Genomic DNA, 16,858 nt, shown 5'->3' on the forward strand with positions numbered 1-16,858 from the left:
GTTTTGAACGTCGGTATGGAGAGCGTCAACGCGTTACATGACGCGGGCCTCGCCCCACTCGTTCCAGCCGAGCGAGCGGGGCGTGCTGGGCAGGTACATGGTCGAAAGCTCGGTCAGGGCGAAGCCGGCGGCGGTGACGCCCGCCGCGACCGGCCGGGTCAGGTGGCAACCGCCGGCGATGCGCTTCCACAGGGGTTCGATGAAGGCCTGCCAGTCGGCGACCTTGGGGTCGGGGGCCAGGCCGTGCTCGCAGAACAGGAAGCGGCCGCCCGGCTTGAGCACCCGTTTGGCCTCGGCCAGGGCGGCCGGCGGCGAGGCGACGCTGCAGAGGGTGTAGGTGCAGACCACGCAGTCGAAACTGGCGTCGGCAAACGGGAGCTGTTCGGCGGTCCCGTCATGGATATCGACCTGGAGGCCGTCGGGACGCGGCGCGGCCTGGGCGATGGCGCGCAGTTCGGCGGACGGGTCGACGCCGGAGACGCTGGTCACCTTGTCCGGGTCATAGTGGATCAGGTTCATGCCACCGCCGATGCCCAGCTCCAGCACCTTGCCGGCCGCGCGGGGCACGACCTTGCGGCGCTGGTAGGTGATCGCCTTGGCCCCGCAGGCGCAGGCGATCAGACGCGGCATGATGTGGCGGTCGTAGAAGCTGGTCATGGAGGGAGGCTGCAGGGTTTGAAGCCCGAGCACAACAGGCCCCCTTCCCCCGATCATCCCGACGAAAGTCGGGATGTGGATTCCCATTCGAAGTGCAACACCTGGGAGAAGACCTCAGCTGGGGTGCGGAAGTCCAGACACCGCCGAGGGGTGTGGTTGTAGGTGTTGATGATCCTGCGGATTTGGCCGTGTGACAGGCGGTCGAGATTGGTTTTCCGGGGCAGGAAGCGTCTGATGCGGCCGATGGCGTTCTCGACGCCGCCCTTCTGCCAGGGGGCGTGCGGGTCGCAGAAGTAGGTGTCGAGGCCGACGGTGTAATGCTCGGCGAACTCGGTCCCGTTGTCGAAGGTCAGGGACCGCTTGAAGCACTTTGGCAGAGGCTTGAGCATTCGTCGCAGGGCGCCGGCGGTGGGCTTGGCCTTTCGGTTTGGGGTCTTGCGCAGCAGGGTCAGGCGGGAGGTTCGCTCATGCAGGACCAGGGCTGACTGTCCGTAGGTCGAGAACAGCATGAAGTCGGCTTCCCAGTGTCCGGGCTGGCGGCGGTCATCGGCTTGGGGTGAGCGTTGGGTGATCGGAACCCGTTGCTGGATAAAGCTTGCGGGCGATCCTCCCTTGGTCCCGCGCCAGCCGCGCCTGGCCTTGGCCCTGGGCAGATACCGACGCCAGGACCCGTCGTTGTGGCGCTTCAGCTGGGCGTAGATGAAGCGGTAGATGGTCTCGACGCCGATGACGGTGCGGCCTTCCTCGCGCTTCAGACGGCCCCAGATCTGCTCGGGCGACCAGCGATCAGCCAGGTGACCCAGCACCCGCTCTCGCAGCTGATCGTCGCGGTCCAGGCGCGAGCCTGACCAGCGCCGGGCGGCGGTCTGCTGCTGGGCATAGAGCGGTTTGTAGGGTCCGGCCCGCGGGCCGGACCCTGTGTTGCGCTTCAGTTCCCGAGAGATGCTCGATGGCGAGCGATCCAGAGCTGCAGCGATTTGCCGGATCGAGAAGCCCGCCGCCTGTAGGCGGGCAATCTCACACCGATCTTCAAGGCTGAGCTGCTCGTAAGTCCGTCCCATGACAACACCTTGCCAGCCGCAGGGTGTTGCACTTCGTTTGAGAACTCAGGGGACCCAGTGTCCACCGACGGAACAGGCGCTGGCGCTCTTCAGAGCGGACCCATTTGCAGGTTGCCAGCTGGGTCCCGACTTTCGTCGGGATGATCGGAGTGTGGGGGGTGAATCAGGCGCGCGCGCGCAACCAGCGCGCCACCGCCCAGGCGTGGCTCTCATGGCGCAGTTTCAGCACCGCCTCCTGCGGGTCCAGCCACACCAGCGTGTGGTCGTCCTCGACCTTCAGCGACGCGTCCTCGCCGGTCAGGCGCGCCTGGTAGACGCCGCCTTCGTTCTCGACCGGCTCGCCGTCGCTCTTGAGGAACAGCTGGGTGGCGCGGACGATCAGGGGGCCGGGCTCGACGATCAGGCCGGTCTCCTCGCCGAACTCGCGGATCAGGGCCTGACTTTCCGTCTCGTAGCCATCGACGGCGCCGCCGGGCAGGTCGTGGTAGCTGCGGTCCTGGCTGCGTTCGACGCGGACGCAGGCGATCAGCCCGTCCCGCTCGCAGACGCCGAAGGCGGCCGGACGCAGGCGATAGGCCTTCTCCGGATCGCGAACGCCGAACTCCAGCATCAGTCCTTGCCCAGCATGGCCTGCCAGGGATCGGACTTGCCGGCGACCACATCCTCGACCGTCACGGCCGGCCAGCCGATCTTGCCGGTGGCGCTCTCGCGCCAGGCCATGACGACCATGTCGCGCAGCTCGGCGCCGCCTTCGGCGACGTGGCGGGTGGTGAAGTCGACGGCGCGGGCGTCGGCCGTCTTGAAGGCGCCCTCGGTCCACATCGTATACAGCGGCACGGTGTCGGCGTTGGTCTTGGCCAGGTAGGCGACGGTGCGCTGCTCGATGGTGCAGGCGCAGTCGCGGAAGGGGGCCATGGCGCTGCGGGCGCCGGCCAGGGTGACGTTGCGGGCGACGAACTCGCCTTCGAACGGCCCGTGTATGCGGTCGTTGGTATAGCCCTTGGGGTTCGGGAAATCGCCCCAGCCGTTGTAGTGGATCGAGGTGTGCAGCGGCTGGGAGCCGTCGCCGACGTAGTGGGCGAACTCGCCCATGTCGCGCAGGATGAGCTGTTCGCGGCGCAGGCGGTCGGCCTTGTACCAGGCCTTCTGCTTGCCCTTGGCGCGCTTCTCGGCGGCGGTCAGGACGCGCCAGTAGCGGAAGTCCTGCACCAGTTGCTGGTAGCCATCGATGATCGAATACTGCAGCCAGCCGGCCTTCCAGCCGTCGGTCCCGGCCGCCTGCAGCGCCTTTTCGTAGTCGGCGCGCGTGGCCTTGAGGTCGGCCAGGGGCATGACCCCCATGACCAGGCCAGCATCGTCGAGGTCGACGAAGTGGGCTCCCTCGCGGTCGGCGTCGTGCAGCTTGCCGGCCCCCTTCCAGCGGTCGGGCTCGCGGGCCAGCTCGCCCATGGCGGCGACGGCCTTCTTGCCGCGCAGGAAGGCGGGGACCTCGGTCGGCAGGGCCTCGACGGCGAGCTGGCCGACCAGGCGGTGGCCGCTGGCGCCCCAGGCCAGGGCCTGGGTGACAACGACTCCGCCCAGCAGGGCGGCGACGGCGAGGGCGACGAAGGGGCGGTGACGCAAGGGTGGAACTCCGGTTGGGGGCGGACCCTAGGCGGTAAGCGGCGGCCTGAAAATGGCGGCGGCTTATCGAAGCGGCGAACCATTGTAGCAGATTTGCCGGACGGGAAGGTTGGACGGCCGTGGAGTTGGCGATTTTTCTCTATGATTTCCGCGTATTAAGGGTTGGGGTCGGACCCTGTTTCCGTCGGTCTGGCATAGGGTTTTCGTGGTGGTCGCGTATGGGTTTTGTTGCGGTCGCATGGGGGACAGGTTCGCCGCGCGAGCGGCGTACCTGTCCCCGATCGGCGCCGGCCACTGACGGTCACGCGGACCAGCCGGAAGGGGCTGGAATTTTACCCGGTAAAAATTGTTCCTAGATGCTCAGCGCCGTTTCCACACGGCCGATCCAGGCCTGGACGGCCGGGTAGTCGGAGAGGTCGAAGCCGCCTTCGTGGGCGACGCGGGTGTAGGCCACGAGGGCGATGTCGGCGAGGGTCAGGTCGTGGCCGACGAGGAAGGGCGAGGCCTCCAGGGCCATCTCCAGCCGGGCCAGGGCGGCCTTGCCGCGCTCGACGATCTTGGGGTCGAGATCGGCCGCCGCCTTGCCCAGATAGGCCATCTGGAAGCGGGCCACGGCGACGTAGGGCTCATGACTGTACTGCTCCCAGAACAGCCACTCGAACATCTTGGCGCGCTCGTACGAGTCCTTGGGGACCAGATCGGACTTTTCAGCAAGGTGAAGTATAATTGCGTTGCTTTGCGCTAGAGTGCGACCATCCTCCAGGATGACCAGAGGAACCTGACCGGCCGGGTTCCGCGCCAGGAAATCAGGCGTGCGACTTTGCCCCTTGAGGATGTCGGTTTCGACCCAGCGATACGGCACGCCGATTCGGTCCGCGGTCCACTTCACCTTGAGACAATTGCCGGAGATGCTGTCGCCGAACACCGTGATACTCATGGATTTTCTCCCTGCGACACCGCAGTGGGTTGCCTTTTTGCCGTTCGGTCGGTACCTAGCCCCGACCTGTCGTCGAGAAACAAAGGGGGGACCGCTGATGAAGCGTACCTCAGCATGCCTCGCCGCACTGGCATTTTTGCTGGTTGCAAGTTCTTCGTCCGCCCAGACTGTGGGCAGCGCCAACGAGGATCCCATCGGGGATCTTATCGCGCAGATCAACACCGAACCCACGGCCTCCAAGGTTGGACTCCGTGGCGCCATGGCGCCCATTCCGGACGACGCGATCCTGCCTGCCGATAACGCGGGCGAGACCAAGGCTGTTCCCGGCGAGGCCGACTGGAACATGCGCGTGACCCTCTACCATTCGGGCGGCGGCGGCGCGGGGGCCCGCGACTCGCTGGGCTGTCCGGTGGTGGCCATGCGCACGGCGGCGACCGACCCGCGGGTCGCCCCCAAGCGCTCGATCATCTTCATTCCGGAAACCGTCGGCCTGAAGATGCCCGACGGCGGGGTCCACGACGGCTACTGGTACGTCTCCGACACCGGCGGCGGCGTGAAGGGCTCCCACGTGGACCTGTTCACCGGCCACGGCCGGGGCTCGATGTCGCCGCTGATGAAGATCAACACCCGGACCGTGGCGGTCATGAAGGCCGGCACCTTCACGGGCTGCCCGAAGTCGGGCCAGCGGATGGCGACGGCGCGGTAGGCTGCTGGCCGTTCGGCATATGTGGTAGGCTGGGCGCTCAATGACCGACCCAGCCGCCAGTGATCGAAAGCGCATTCCTCCGCCGACTCTGCAGGATGTCATCCGCACGCAGGAGATCGAAGGCAACCCGTTGACCGACCAGGACATTCGCATGTTCGAGATGTTCGAACGTGAAGGGTGGTCGTTCGAAAAGCGGAGGGCGTACATTCTCGCGCAGATCGCAGACCTTCCCACTGAGTGAGCGGCGCAGACCCTGCTAGCGTTCGCTGTTTGCTCTAAACTCTTCCGCTCATCCCGGCGAATGCCGGGACCCATTTCGTAGGGCTCGGTGGGTGCGATTAGCCTTCGACCCGAGTCGGCAAGGTCGCCAGGAAGTCGTCCACCTGCCCTGGCGCCAGCACGCCGCAAGCCTCCCAATACAGGTCTCGCCAGTTCGGGTTTCCCTCCTGGATCACCAGAATCTTCCAGGAACGGCGCCACTCCTTCATTCGTCGCTCGCACCGGAAGGCCTCGTCTCGGGTGTCGAAGACCCGGAACCAGACAAGCTGGTCGCAACCGTATTTCGCGGTGAAGCCCGGAAAGGTCTTGTTCTTGTGCTGGCCTATGCGCGTGGTGAGACAATCGGTGCTGCCAATGTACAGCGTCCCCAGCTGTCCGCTCGCTACGATGTAGCAGTAGAAGGCCATGACTGAGTATGGCCGATTGAGAACAAATCAGCAACACCGCGCTCTACGAAATGGGTCCCGGCATTCGCCGGGATGAGCGGAATGGGGGAGATGTGGCCCTTGGTCTCCGGCGATTGCCCTGAGCCCTAAATATCCCCGCCCACGTTCGTCGGCGCAACGTTGGCGCGGGCGACGTGGATGCCGCATTCGGTCTTGTCCTGGCCGGCCCAGCGGCCGGCGCGGACGTCCTGGCCCTCTTCGACCGGGCTGGTGCAGGGCCAGCAGCCGATCGAGGGGAAGCCCTGGGCGACCAGGGGGTGAGCCGGGAGGTCGTGCTCGGCGATGTAGGCGTCCAGCTCGGCCTTGCCCCAGTTGGCCAGGGGGTTGAACTTGACCTGGTGCTCGGCCTGTTCGACCACCGCCAGGCGCAGGCGGTCGCCGCCGTGGAAGCGCTTGCGGCCGGTCAGCCAGCCGTCGAAGCCTTCGAGGGCGCGGTCGAGCGGCAGCACCTTGCGGATGTGGCAGCAGGCGTCGGTGTCGCTCTTCCAGAGGTTGGCGTCGGGGTCGCCGACGGCCAGGTCCTGGAAGCGCGGGCGCAGGTCGCGCACGTCGGTCAGGCCCAGGCGCTGAGCCAGCTGTTTGCGGTAGTCCAGGGTCTGGCCAAACAGCATGCCGGTGTCGAGGAAGAGGACGGGGATGTCCCGCTTCACCTGGGCGGCGAGATGCAGCAGCACGGCCGATTCCGCCCCGAAGGACGAGACCAGCGCCAGGCGCTCGCCGAAGGTCGCGACGGCGGCCTCGATGATGGTGGTGGGGTGGGCGTCACGCAGCTCCGCGTCCAGACGGGACGCAGTGTTCGGGCGCTCGAGTTGGTCGAAGGCCATCAGCCTCTCTCCTCGAAGGCCGGCGGGCGGTGGTCGGCCGCGCGCTGGTACACATGCCGGAAGAGGCCGGCGGCCTTGGCCCATTGTTCAGGTGTGGCGCCGTCGGCCGGCGCGAAGCTGTCGAACCCGGTGCGGACCATGAACATGGCCTGCTGCAGGAGGACGTCGCCGACCGCCCTCACCTCGCCCTTGTAGGAGAAGCGTTCACGCAGAAGCGTGGCGGTGGTGAAGGTGCGGCCGTCGCGGAACTTGGGGAAGACCACGGCGACGAGAGCCAGGCGCGGCAGGTCGTAGGCCAGGTCCTCGACCGCTTCGTCGGTCTGGATGCGGACGCCGACCGGGCGGCCGGCCGTGACCAGGGCGTCGCCCTCGGCCTGGAAGCGGGTCAGGCTGAGGATGACCGGGCCGGCCGGAATGTCGTCCTCGTCGGCGACGTCGGTGAAGACGTCGTCGGCGGCGGCGAACTTGCCGTCGTTCAGCTTAATGAGCGTCGGCATAGACGGCCTCCTTGAAGGGGGCCATGCCCGCGCGGCGGAAGGTGTCGAGGAGGCGTTCGTCGGCCTGGCGCAGGCCGAGGTAGGTCTCGACCAGGCGGTCGACGGCGTCAGCGACCTTGTCGGCCGGCAGGGCCGGGCCGAGGATCGAGGCCAGGGAGGCGTCCTCCGCGCCCGAGCCGCCGAGGCTGAGCTGGTAGAATTCCTCGCCCTTCTTGTCGACGCCGAGCACGCCGATGTGGCCGACGTGGTGGTGGCCGCAAGCGTTGATGCAGCCGCTGATCTTGATCTTCAGCTCGCCGATGTCCTCGGCCCGGTCGGGATCGGCGAAGCGGTCCTGGATCGACTGGGCGACGGGAATGGCGCGGGCGTTGGCCAGGGCGCAGTAGTCGAGGCCCGGGCAGGCGATGATGTCGCTGATCAGGCTGATGTTGGAGGTGGCCAGGCCGACGGCCTGCAGGGCGCGATGGACGGCGGGGACGTCGTCCCGCTTCACATGCGGCAGGACCAGGTTCTGCTCGTGGGTCACGCGGATGTCGCCGAGGCCATAGCGTTCGGCCAGGTCGGCGACGGCCTCCATCTGTTCGGCCGAGGCGTCGCCAGGGGTGGCGCCGGGGGCCTTCAGGCTGATCTCGACGATGGTGTAGCCGGGCTGCTTGTGGGCCTTGACGTTGTTGCGCACGAAACGGGCGAAGCCGCGGTCGGCCAATTGCTCGGCCTCGAAGACGTCGGAGCGGGGGGCGACGGTTTCGAACGGGACCTTGATGAAGCTGCCGCGGATGCGGGCCAGTTCGGTGTCGGGCAGGTCGCGGCCCTCGCCGATCTTCAGCCATTCCTCCTCGACCTGGCGGCCGAACTCCTCGGCCCCGAGGCTGGCGACGAGGATCTTGATGCGGGCCTTGTAGGAATTGTCCCGGCGGCCGTGGCGGTTGTAGACGCGCAGCACCGCTTCCAGGTAGCTGATCAGCCGGGCGGCCGGCAGGAAGGGCTTGATGGTCGGGGCCAGATAGGGCGTACGGCCCTGGCCGCCGCCGACCATGACCTCGAAGCCGAGGGCGCCGTCCGGGCCGCGCAGGACCTTCAGGCCGATGTCATGGGCGCGGGCGGCGGTGCGGTCGGTCTCCGAGGCCGTGACGGCGATCTTGAACTTGCGCGGCAGGTAGCTGAACTCGGGGTGCAGGGTCGACCACTGGCGCAGCACTTCCGACCAGACGCGGGGGTCGTCGACCTCCTGCGCCGTGGCGCCGGCGTAGGGATCGGAGGTGACGTTGCGGATGCAGTTGCCGCTGGTCTGGATGGCGTGCAGATCGACGGATGCCAGATGGTCGAGGATATCGGGCGCATCGCCCAGCTTGATCCAGTTGAACTGGATATTCTGGCGGGTGGTGAAGTGGCCGTAGCCCTTGTCCCAGGTGCGGGCGATGTGGGCGAAGGCGCGCAGCTGGGCGGGGTTCAGCGAGCCATAGGGGACAGCGACCCGCAGCATGTAGGCGTGGAGCTGCAGGTAGAGGCCGTTCATCAGGCGCAGGGGCTTGAACTGGTCCTCGGTGATGTCGCCGGCCAGGCGGGCGACGACCTGGCCGCGGAACTCGGCGGCGCGGTCTTGGAGGAACTCTTTGTCGATGATGTCGTAGCTGTACATGGGGCTACTTCCTGCGGATCAGATCGACGCGGCCCGTCGAGCGGGCGGCGCCGGTGGCGGCCTGCAGGGCGGCGATGGCGGCGCCGCCTTCGGCCTGCTTGCCGTGGGTCGGTTCGTTGGTCGGGCCCAGCGCCCGGATGCGCTCGCGGTAGCTGACGGGGGCGAGGCCGGCGGGGCCTTCGGTCAGGTCGATGAGGTAGGGCTCGACGATGACGGTCGGCTGGGTCTTGGCGGTCGTGACGGCGTCCTCGCCGGCGGTGTCGCCGTCGGCGAACAGCTGGGCGTCGGCGAAGCGTTCGACCCATTGGCCGGCCCGCCAGAAGACGACCTCGCCATCGATCAGGCGGTTGGCGGTGAGGGCTTTCATCTTAGTTCCTCCCTCGGCGCGCAGCGACGGGGGAGGGGGACCGCGCGCCGTAGGCGCGGGGTGGAGGGGGCAGCACCTGCGGGGCGGGCTGACCATAGACGCTGTCGTTGGCGGCGGCGCCAGAACGCGCGTTTGCTTGAAGGGCCGGTGCTGCCCCCTCCACCACCAGCCCTGAGTCGGGCTGGCGGTCCCCCTCCCCCGCCCCTTCGGGTCGGAGGAGGAACTGGGACTGCGCCATCGACATCGCTTCGCCGACCATCAGGAGCGCGGGTCCGCTCAATTCCGAAGCCACTTCCGCCAGTTGGCCCAGCGTCGTCGGGATGCGCTGTTCGTCGGCGCGGCTGGCGTTGACGACGATCAGGGCCGGCGTCGAGGCGGCGCGACCGGCGCCTGTCAGGCGCTGCGCGATCAGGCCGGCGGTGGTCAGGCCCATGTAGATGACGACGGTCTGGTTGGGCCGCGCCAGGGCCGGCCAGTCGAGGTCGGGCTCGCCGTGGGCGGCGTGGCCGGTGACGAAGGTGACCGACTGGGCGGCGCCGCGATGGGTCAGGGGGGCGCCGGCCGAGGCGGAGGCCGCCAGGGCGGCGGTGACACCGGGGACGACCTGGGCTTCCAGGCCGGCGGCGCGGCAGGCGGCCAGCTCCTCACCGCCACGACCGAAGACGAAGGGATCGCCGCCCTTGAGGCGGACGACCGTCAGGCCCTGGCTGGCCAGGGCGACCAGCAGCTGGTTGATGTCGTCCTGCGGCAGGGTGTGACGCGACTTGCGCTTGGCGACGTCGATGAGACGGGCGCCGGCCGGGGCGAGGTCGAGGATTTCAGCGGAAACGAGGCCGTCGTGGACGATGACGTCGGCCTGCCCGATGACGCGGGCGGCCTTGAGGGTCAGCAGGTCGGGATCGCCCGGACCGGCGCCGACCAGCCAGACCATCCCAGCCTTGGGGCCGGGTTTCGCGGCGCGTCCGTCCAGGGCGACGAGTCGCCTGTTCGAGGATGTAGGACGGGAAGGCCGGGACATGGCGCGATAGCTTCTCTATAAGGACGGCGGAGGGACGGGGACGGGCCGAAAACGACCCGCCCCGCCCGATATCCGATGGCGAAAAGGGCCGTGACGCCATCGGACCCTTGCTAACTGGGCTCGCAAAGGCCACTTCGCAAACTAGGACTTCTGCCGGGGCGTTCAGGAAAACTTGGGATGGAAAAACCCTCCGATCATCGGCGCCGCCTGCCGCCTCTCAACGCCCTGCGGGCGTTCGAGGCCGCCGCCCGCCACCTGAACTTCTCCCGCGCCGCCGAGGAGCTGTCGGTGACGCCGGGCGCGGTCAGCCAGCAGATCCAGAACCTGGAAGACTATGTCGGCGCCGCCCTGTTCAAGCGCACGCCCAAGGGCCTTCTCCTGACCGACGCGGCCCAGACCGCCCTGCCCGCCCTGCGCGAGGCCTTCGACCGCCTGGCCGAGGCCGCCAGCCTGCTGACCGCCGCCGTCGACGGCCGCCGCCTGACCCTGACGGCGGCGCCGAGCTTCGCCGCCAAATGGTTGGTGCCGCGCCTTGGCAAGTTCGAGGAGCGGCATCCGCAGGTCGACGTCTGGCTGTCGGCCGGCATGGAGGTGGTGGATTTCGCCTCTGGAGAAATCGACCTGGCCATCCGCTATGGCGGCGGGCGCTATCCTGGGCTGGAGGTCATCAAGCTGATGACCGAGACGGTGATTCCGGTGGTCAGCCCCGGCCTGCTGAACGAGAACCCGCTGAACGATCCCGGCGACCTGACCCACCACATCCTGCTGCACGACGGCAGCCCGGATGCCGACGACAGCTGCCCCGACTGGGCCATGTGGCTGGCGGCGCGGAACATTCGCGGGGTGGACGGCACGCGGGGCCCGCGCTTCAACCAGTCGAGCCTGGTCATCGAGGCGGCGGTCAACGGCCGGGGCGTGGCGCTGGCCAAGCGGACCCTGGCGCAGGCCGACCTCGACGCCGGCCGGCTGGTGACGCCAATTCAGATCGCCACGGCGGTGGACTTCGCCTATTACGTCGTCCACCCCAAGACCAAGGGACGGCTGCCACAGGTGAAGGCCTTCGTCTCCTGGCTGATGGAAGAGGCGGCCGCCCACGAAGCCGCCCTCCAGACCCTCGACAACGGCGCCGGTATCTAGAGTTTCTCATGCCCAAAGATGTTTCCGTGACGGTGGACCAACGGGTCGCGCCTCAAGACTGCACGACGATGGCGGAGGTCCGGGTCGGCGTCGACGCGCTTGACCGGGCGCTGGTCAGGCTGCTGGCCGAGCGCCAGGGCTACATGGACGCCGCCGCGCGGATCAAGCCGGACCGCGGCGTGGTGCGCGACGTGGCGCGGATCGAGGACGTGGTCGCCAAGGTCAAGGCCGCCGCCACCGAGGCCGGCCTCAGCCACGCCATCGCCGAGCCGGTGTGGCGCACCCTGGTCGACCGCTGCATCGCCTATGAGTTCGGCGTCTGGGACCGGACGCGGGACTAACCTCCCTCCCCGAATGGGGAGGGCAGGCGCGAAGCGCCGGGTGGGGCAGTGGGTCACTACACCCACCCGTTGGGCTTCTCAGCGCACAACCTCGAAGGCTGGCGACCGACTGCCCCACCCGACGCGCGTAACCGCGCGTCTGCCCTCCCCATTCGGGGAGGGACGGCTAGCCCTTGAGCGACTTCAACATCTGTTCGTGCTGATAGGCGGCGACGTCGAGCAGGGCGGCGTCCAGGGCCGCGTGCACGGCCGAGAGGGTCCCTTCCCCTTCGGCTTCGGCCCGTTCGCAGACGTCACCCAGGTGATTGGCCCCGATTCCCCGGGCGGCGCCCTTGAGGGTGTGGACCGCGTCACGCCATCCGGGATTGCCCGGCTCGAGCATCCGCGACCAGATCGTCGCCTGTTCGCGGAACAGGTTCAGCACCTCCTCGACCACCCCGGCGTCGCCCGCCGCGAAGCCTTCGAGGTAGGGAAAATCGACGGCTCCGGTGATGTCTCGTCTGGCCAAAATAGGTCCCTTGCGTCGGCAGTTATTTCGAGTATGTTCCGCGCCCTCGCCGCCGGGTACGCCCGAACCGTCGATACGGGTGCATAGCTCAGTTGGTAGAGCAGCTGACTCTTAATCAGCGGGTCGTAGGTTCGAATCCTACTGCACCCACCATTCCCAGCCCACCGTCTCAGTTGAATATTTGACCAGAGACGGTGGGGGTGGGCGCTGTCAGGATACTCTCTGGGTTCCCCTTTGGGGTTTCGCCTGTCGGCGAGGCGGGTCAGCGCCCTCGGCCAACCTTCCAGGGCTAAGGGCAGTGGGCGCGAGAGCAGATTCGGCGGCGGCCTAAAGGGACGGGCCAATCAGCGCATAGATCGGATCGTCCGGCCAGGAGCCGCCGATCGGTTGGCGTCGGCCGAACCGCTCGGCCTCGGTTCCAGGTGGCAGGGGCATCTGCTCGACCCAGTCGAACACCACCAGGCGGCGGGCGACCCGCCATTCGTCGTCGCGCTTTTCAAACCAGTCGATATAGCGGCCCGCCATGTCCCACTGCACGAGGGCTCCGTTCTCGGTCTGGCGTTGCAAGGCGGTGAAGTAGGACTCGACGGCGGCGCCGCCCGGCTTGAACTCGATCAGGATGTTGTGGATCTGATGGATGCCGCGCTCGATGGTCGGCAGGGTCTTCATGGCCCAGGCGATGAAGCCCTCAGCGCTGCCCTGGTAGGCCCCGTGATTGTCCGTCGCGTCCGGCCAGTAGGCGGAGCGCAGAGCCGCCTCGTCCGTCCGGTCGATCCCGCGGCAATAGCGATAGATGCAATCCCGGATCATCTCGCGATCCCAGAGCTCCTGGAGCTTGTCGGTCTTGGTCATGCGGGTCTCCGGGTGTGGATCAGGTGGGTCAGTAGAGCTCATCGAGCCTGCTGATGTCGAAGGCGCGCAACCTGTCGCCGCGGTTCATGGCGATGTTCTGGAGCCATTGCGGATCGGCCAGCAAGGCCCGTCCCACGGCCACAAGGTCGAACTCGTCGCGCGCCAGCCTTTCGAGGAGCTGATCGATGGAGGTCGGCGCGGAGGCCTCTCCGCCAAAGCCGGTGATGAAGTCGCCGGTCAGGCCGACCGACCCCACGGTCATGGCGGTCCGGCCGGTCAGGCGGCGCGCCCAGCCGGCGAGGTTCAGGTCCGATCCCTCGAAGGCGGGCTCCCAGAACCGTCTTTGCGAGCAGTGGATGATGTCCACGCCGGCGTCGCACAACGGCTCCAGCATGGCGGCGAACTCGGCCGGTCCCTCCACCAGCCGGGCGGCGTAGTCCTGCTGCTTCCATTGCGAGATGCGCAGGGAGATGGGCAGGGCGGCACCGACTTCGCGGCGGATCGCCCGGATGATCTCGGCGGCGAAGCGGGTGCGGTCGGCGAGTGTGGCGCCGCCGTAGCGGTCGGTCCGCCGGTTGGTGCCGGCCCAGAAGAACTGATCGATGAGGTAGCCGTGGGCGGCGTGAATTTCGACACCGTCGAAGCCCAGGGCCGCGGCCCGGCGCGCGGCCGCCGCGAAGGCGTCGATGGTTTCGGCGATGTCGGCCTCGCTCATGGCCCGGCCGAACGGCGCGTCCGGCGCCATCAGGCCGGAGGGGCTTTCCACCCGCGCATCCGGCGCCCATTGCGACCGACGGCCCTGGGTGGCGCCCACATGCCACAGCTGCGGCATGATCCGGCCGCCCTCGGCGTGCACGGCGGCGACGACCTGCGCCCAGCCGGCCATGGCGGCCTCCCCCCAGAACCTGGGCACGTTGGGATCATCCGACGAACCCGGGCGGTCAACCACCGTGCCTTCGGTGATGATCAGCCCGACCCCGGCGGCGGCGCGGCGGGCATAGTAGGCCGCCACGTCGGGACCCGGCACGCCGCCGGGTGATCGCGACCGCGTCATCGGCGCCATCACGACGCGGTTGGGCAGCCGAAGCCCTGCGACGTCATAGGGCCGGAAGAGAGTCTCCATGACGGTATTCGTCCCCAGAAATATCGGCGGCGGCCTGTCAGCCGCCGCCGGAAGCGCGAGACGGGGGTCCGTCCGGTCAAAACCGCTTGGTCAGCGACACGCCGTAGGTCCGCGGATCGAGGATGAAGACGTTCTGCAACAGACCCATGGCCTCATCGGTGACCAGGGTGTCGGTGATGGGCCGGTCGTCGAAGACGTTCTTCACGTAGACCTCGACCTCGAGGCCCAGTTTGTCGTTCACGGCCTGGAGCGACAGGTTGCCGTTCTCCCAGCCCTCAAGCCGGTCGACCGTCGAGTTGTAGACGCGGGAGAAGGAGTCGCCCTGCCGGTAGTAGTCGGCGCGCAGGGTGGCGTCCCAGCCGGAGGGCAGGTTCCAGGTGTACTGGGCGCCCAGCGACAGCGTCCAGGGCGGCGCGTTCGGCAGTTCGTTGCCGGCGAGGCTTACCGCCACCCCGTCACTCGGGATCACGCCGCGAGAGACGTGGGCCCCCGAGCAGACGCCCAGAAGCGCCAGCGGATTGCCCGAGACCCCCGCCACGAAGGGCGCGCCCGGTTGCTGCTGAATGATCGCCAGCAGATTGCCCACGGCCGCGGTCGGGGCCACGCACGCGGCCATGCTCGAGGCCTTCACCAGGGTCAGGTTCGGATCGCCCTGGGTGCGGTTGACCGGATCGATGGACGATCCGTTCTGGACCTCGGTCTTCAGGAAGCCCGCGTTGAGGTTGAAGCGCAGGTTGGTGACCGGCTCCCAGATGCTCTCGAGTTCGAAGCCGGTGACGGTGGCGTCGATGTTCTCCGTGACCGCGATCCGGTTCACGAACTTGGAGATCTGGTAGCCCTTATAGTCGTAGTAGAAGGCCGTGAGATTGAGGACCAGATTGCCGTCCAGCAGCGTGTTCTTCATGCCGACTTCGTAGGCGTTGACGAACTCCGGATCGTAGATCGGCCGCGGCGCCCCGATGCCCCCCGCGCCGATATTGTTGGGGCCGCCGCCCTTGTAGCCCCGCGAGTAGAAGCCATAGAGCAGGGTGCTGTCGGTGAAGGACAGGTCCGGCTTCCAGTCGACCCCGAGTCGTCCGGTCACTTCACTGAATTCGGCGGTGTAGGAGGCCGGCACGCCCGGGGTCAGGCCCGATCCGAGGGTCAGGAGCTTCACCGGGAAACTGTGGAGGGTCTTGCTGTCCTCGGTGTAGCGCAGGCCGCCGGTCACCTTCAGGGCGTCGGTGATGTCCCAGTAGACCTCGCCGAAGGCCGCCTTGGATTCCAGGGTGTAGGGCTGATAGCTGAGATAGTTGCCGTGCCCGTCCGTGTTTGGCGTCGAATCCGGGTTGATGTAGATGCAGTTGGTGGCGCCCAACGCACAGGTCGCGCCGCCGTTCACCACCCTCGAGAAATTCGTGAAGGCGTTCGAGAAGATGTAGAACGCCTGGACCGTCTCGTAGTCGACGTAGTTGGCGCCGATGCTGAAATTCACCGGGCCGTCGAACGATGATTGCAGCCGCAGTTCATGCGTCCACTGCTCCGACGGGTGCTGGTTGGTGTCGTAGACCTGCAGCGTGTTCGACGCCCCGAGCTGCGGATCATTCACCACCCCGCCCGGCGCCGTCGCCGTGGCGTTGAACGGCGTCGGGAAGGCGAAGCGATACATGTCCTGCCCGGACTCGTATTCGCCCTTGTAATAGGACGACAGCAGGTTGACCTGCAGGGACGGGGTGATGTCCCAGGCTGCGCTGAGCTCCACCACGTCTTCCTTGGCGTAGTAGCTCGGGTCGATCGACGACTCGACCTTGCTGAGGTCGGAGGATTGGCGCCGGTTGGCGCTGAGATCGCCGCTTGCCAGGCCGCCGCGGTAGGCGAGCAAGCCGAACAGGGTCGACATCGTGTTGGGCGTGCCGTTGGACTCGCTCGCGTAGATCGAGCCGTTGGTGCAGCCCTGGCTGAGGAAGCCGCGCAGGACGTTGTTGGTCACCGCCGTCCCGCCGACCGACGCAGGGCCGTTGTCGCGGGTGCACAGCGCCTTGCCCGTGCGCATGCGGTCGTCGTCCTCTTCGAAGCGCTGCCAGAGCAGCTGAGCCTCGAAGTTATCGGTCGGGGTGAAGGCCAGCGACGCGCGGACCGAATAGAGGTCCCGACCATCGATGTCGTGGCCGGTGGTCAGGTTGTCGGCGAAGCCGGAGCGGCTGAGATAGGTCCCGGCCAGGCGCAGCGCCAGCACATCGTCGATGAGCGGGAAATTGAGCATCCCGCGCACCTTGCGGGTGTCGTAGTTGCCGATCTCGCCCCGCACGGCCCCTTCGAACCAGTTCTTGGGCTTGGCGGTGATGACATTGACCACGCCGCCGGTGGCGTTGCGGCCATAGAGGGTGCCCTGCGGACCGCGCAGGACCTCGACACGCTCGACGTCGAAGAATTCAGCCTCGAACAGGCGGTTTTCGGTGAGCGGCGCGCCGTTCAGGTGGACGCCCGTGGAGGTGTCGCCGGTCACCGCCGTCTGCTTGGTGCCGATGCCCCGGATCTGGAAATTGTAGCCGCTGTAGAAGCTCTTGGAGAAGGTGACGTTGGGGACCGCGCGCTGGAGATTAGGCCCGCCGTCGATCTTCTGCGCCTCGAGCGTGGCCTGCGAAAACGCGGAGACCGCGATCGGCACGTCCTGCAGAGCCTCTTCGCGCCGCTGGGCGGTCACGACCAGTTCGCCGACGACGCTCTCATCTTCCGGCGGCGCCGCTTCTTGCGCGAGCGCCGGCATGGCCACGAGCATGGCCAGCATCGACACACCGGACGACAGCATACGCGCTCTGATGTTTGCAACCTTCACGTTTCCACTCCCCCATTTGAGCAATTAT

The 16,858-nt window shown here is 67.6% G+C and carries 19 protein-coding genes and 1 tRNA gene; 5 read left to right on the plus strand and 15 right to left on the minus strand.

The genetic code is table 11. From position 1 onward, the window contains the following. Positions 1-33 precede the first annotated feature (33 nt). The 5 genes from AC1RSK_RS15100 to AC1RSK_RS15120 form a co-directional block, all read right to left on the minus strand. A complete protein-coding gene (locus tag AC1RSK_RS15100) occupies positions 34-657 on the minus strand; it encodes a class I SAM-dependent methyltransferase (protein WP_492908396.1) in 624 nt (207 codons plus the stop codon). Positions 658-710: 53 nt separating this feature from the next. Further along, on the minus strand, positions 711-1,718 hold the full coding sequence (locus AC1RSK_RS15105) for an IS30 family transposase (protein WP_492908397.1): 1,008 nt from the start codon (positions 1,716-1,718) through the stop codon (positions 711-713). Positions 1,719-1,881: 163 nt separating this feature from the next. After that, complete coding sequence (locus tag AC1RSK_RS15110; protein ID WP_492908398.1) at positions 1,882-2,328, minus strand: NUDIX domain-containing protein; 447 nt, start codon at positions 2,326-2,328, stop codon at positions 1,882-1,884. Beyond that, positions 2,328-3,341 (minus strand): phospholipase C/P1 nuclease family protein, encoded by a 1,014-nt coding sequence (locus tag AC1RSK_RS15115; protein ID WP_492908399.1) that lies wholly within the window; start codon positions 3,339-3,341, stop codon positions 2,328-2,330. Before AC1RSK_RS15115 ends, AC1RSK_RS15110 begins: the two co-directional genes overlap by 1 nt. A 352-nt stretch (positions 3,342-3,693) precedes the next feature. Continuing rightward, a complete protein-coding gene (locus AC1RSK_RS15120) occupies positions 3,694-4,278 on the minus strand; it encodes a glutathione S-transferase family protein (protein WP_492908400.1) in 585 nt (194 codons plus the stop codon). 259 nt (positions 4,279-4,537) lie between these two features. Between AC1RSK_RS15120 and AC1RSK_RS15125 the strand changes: the two genes are divergently transcribed. Next, positions 4,538-4,984, plus strand: a complete 447-nt coding sequence (locus tag AC1RSK_RS15125) for a 3D domain-containing protein (protein WP_492908401.1) — start codon at positions 4,538-4,540, stop codon at positions 4,982-4,984. A 40-nt stretch (positions 4,985-5,024) separates the two neighbouring features. After that, positions 5,025-5,225 carry a hypothetical protein gene (locus tag AC1RSK_RS15130; protein WP_492908402.1) on the plus strand — a complete coding sequence of 67 codons (201 nt, stop codon included), beginning with the start codon at positions 5,025-5,027 and terminating at the stop codon, positions 5,223-5,225. A 97-nt stretch (positions 5,226-5,322) separates the two neighbouring features. On the opposite strand, the gene AC1RSK_RS15135 is transcribed toward AC1RSK_RS15130, so the two are convergent. The 6 genes from AC1RSK_RS15135 to cobA form a co-directional block, all read right to left on the minus strand. Continuing rightward, positions 5,323-5,670, minus strand: a complete 348-nt coding sequence (locus AC1RSK_RS15135; protein WP_492908403.1) for a GIY-YIG nuclease family protein — start codon at positions 5,668-5,670, stop codon at positions 5,323-5,325. Between the two features lie 125 nt (positions 5,671-5,795). Continuing rightward, positions 5,796-6,533 (minus strand): phosphoadenylyl-sulfate reductase, encoded by a 738-nt coding sequence (locus tag AC1RSK_RS15140; protein WP_492908404.1) that lies wholly within the window; start codon positions 6,531-6,533, stop codon positions 5,796-5,798. Then, entirely contained in the window at positions 6,533-7,030 is a 498-nt protein-coding gene (locus AC1RSK_RS15145) for a DUF934 domain-containing protein (protein ID WP_492908405.1), read from the minus strand. The genes AC1RSK_RS15140 and AC1RSK_RS15145 overlap by 1 nt, the downstream gene beginning before the upstream one ends. Beyond that, on the minus strand, positions 7,014-8,669 hold the full coding sequence (locus AC1RSK_RS15150; protein ID WP_492908406.1) for a nitrite/sulfite reductase: 1,656 nt from the start codon (positions 8,667-8,669) through the stop codon (positions 7,014-7,016). The genes AC1RSK_RS15145 and AC1RSK_RS15150 overlap by 17 nt, the downstream gene beginning before the upstream one ends. Before the next feature lie 4 nt (positions 8,670-8,673). After that, positions 8,674-9,036: a DUF2849 domain-containing protein gene (locus AC1RSK_RS15155; protein WP_492908407.1), complete on the minus strand. Its 363-nt coding sequence runs from the start codon at positions 9,034-9,036 to the stop codon at positions 8,674-8,676. A 1-nt stretch (position 9,037) separates the two neighbouring features. After that, a complete protein-coding gene (gene cobA, locus AC1RSK_RS15160; RefSeq protein ID WP_492908408.1) occupies positions 9,038-9,967 on the minus strand; it encodes a uroporphyrinogen-III C-methyltransferase in 930 nt (309 codons plus the stop codon). Positions 9,968-10,231: 264 nt separating this feature from the next. Here cobA and gcvA point away from each other — a divergent pair, with 264 nt between their 5' ends. Together gcvA and AC1RSK_RS15170 are read left to right on the plus strand one after the other, a co-directional pair. Continuing rightward, the gene (gene gcvA, locus AC1RSK_RS15165; RefSeq protein ID WP_492908409.1) at positions 10,232-11,191 is read left to right on the plus strand and encodes a transcriptional regulator GcvA; all 960 of its coding nucleotides are present in this window, start codon (positions 10,232-10,234) and stop codon (positions 11,189-11,191) included. Between the two features lie 8 nt (positions 11,192-11,199). Beyond that, on the plus strand, positions 11,200-11,532 hold the full coding sequence (locus AC1RSK_RS15170; RefSeq protein ID WP_492908410.1) for a chorismate mutase: 333 nt from the start codon (positions 11,200-11,202) through the stop codon (positions 11,530-11,532). A gap of 166 nt (positions 11,533-11,698) precedes the next feature. Here AC1RSK_RS15170 and AC1RSK_RS15175 read toward each other — a convergent pair whose 3' ends face one another. Then, entirely contained in the window at positions 11,699-12,040 is a 342-nt protein-coding gene (locus AC1RSK_RS15175) for an Hpt domain-containing protein (protein ID WP_492908411.1), read from the minus strand. A gap of 77 nt (positions 12,041-12,117) precedes the next feature. Here AC1RSK_RS15175 and AC1RSK_RS15180 point away from each other — a divergent pair. Then, a tRNA-Lys gene (locus AC1RSK_RS15180) sits at positions 12,118-12,193 on the plus strand. Between the two features lie 174 nt (positions 12,194-12,367). Here AC1RSK_RS15180 and AC1RSK_RS15185 read toward each other — a convergent pair. From AC1RSK_RS15185 to AC1RSK_RS15195, 3 genes are all read right to left on the minus strand, one after another. Then, complete coding sequence (locus tag AC1RSK_RS15185) at positions 12,368-12,892, minus strand: nuclear transport factor 2 family protein (protein WP_492908412.1); 525 nt, start codon at positions 12,890-12,892, stop codon at positions 12,368-12,370. A 28-nt stretch (positions 12,893-12,920) separates the two neighbouring features. Next, the gene (locus tag AC1RSK_RS15190; protein ID WP_492908413.1) at positions 12,921-14,015 is read right to left on the minus strand and encodes an NADH:flavin oxidoreductase; all 1,095 of its coding nucleotides are present in this window, start codon (positions 14,013-14,015) and stop codon (positions 12,921-12,923) included. 76 nt (positions 14,016-14,091) lie between these two features. Then, positions 14,092-16,803: a TonB-dependent receptor gene (locus tag AC1RSK_RS15195; RefSeq protein ID WP_492908414.1), complete on the minus strand. Its 2,712-nt coding sequence runs from the start codon at positions 16,801-16,803 to the stop codon at positions 14,092-14,094. Positions 16,804-16,858: the final 55 nt, after the last annotated feature.

It is taken from the genome of Caulobacter sp. GW821-FHT11A05 (assembly GCF_058809015.1).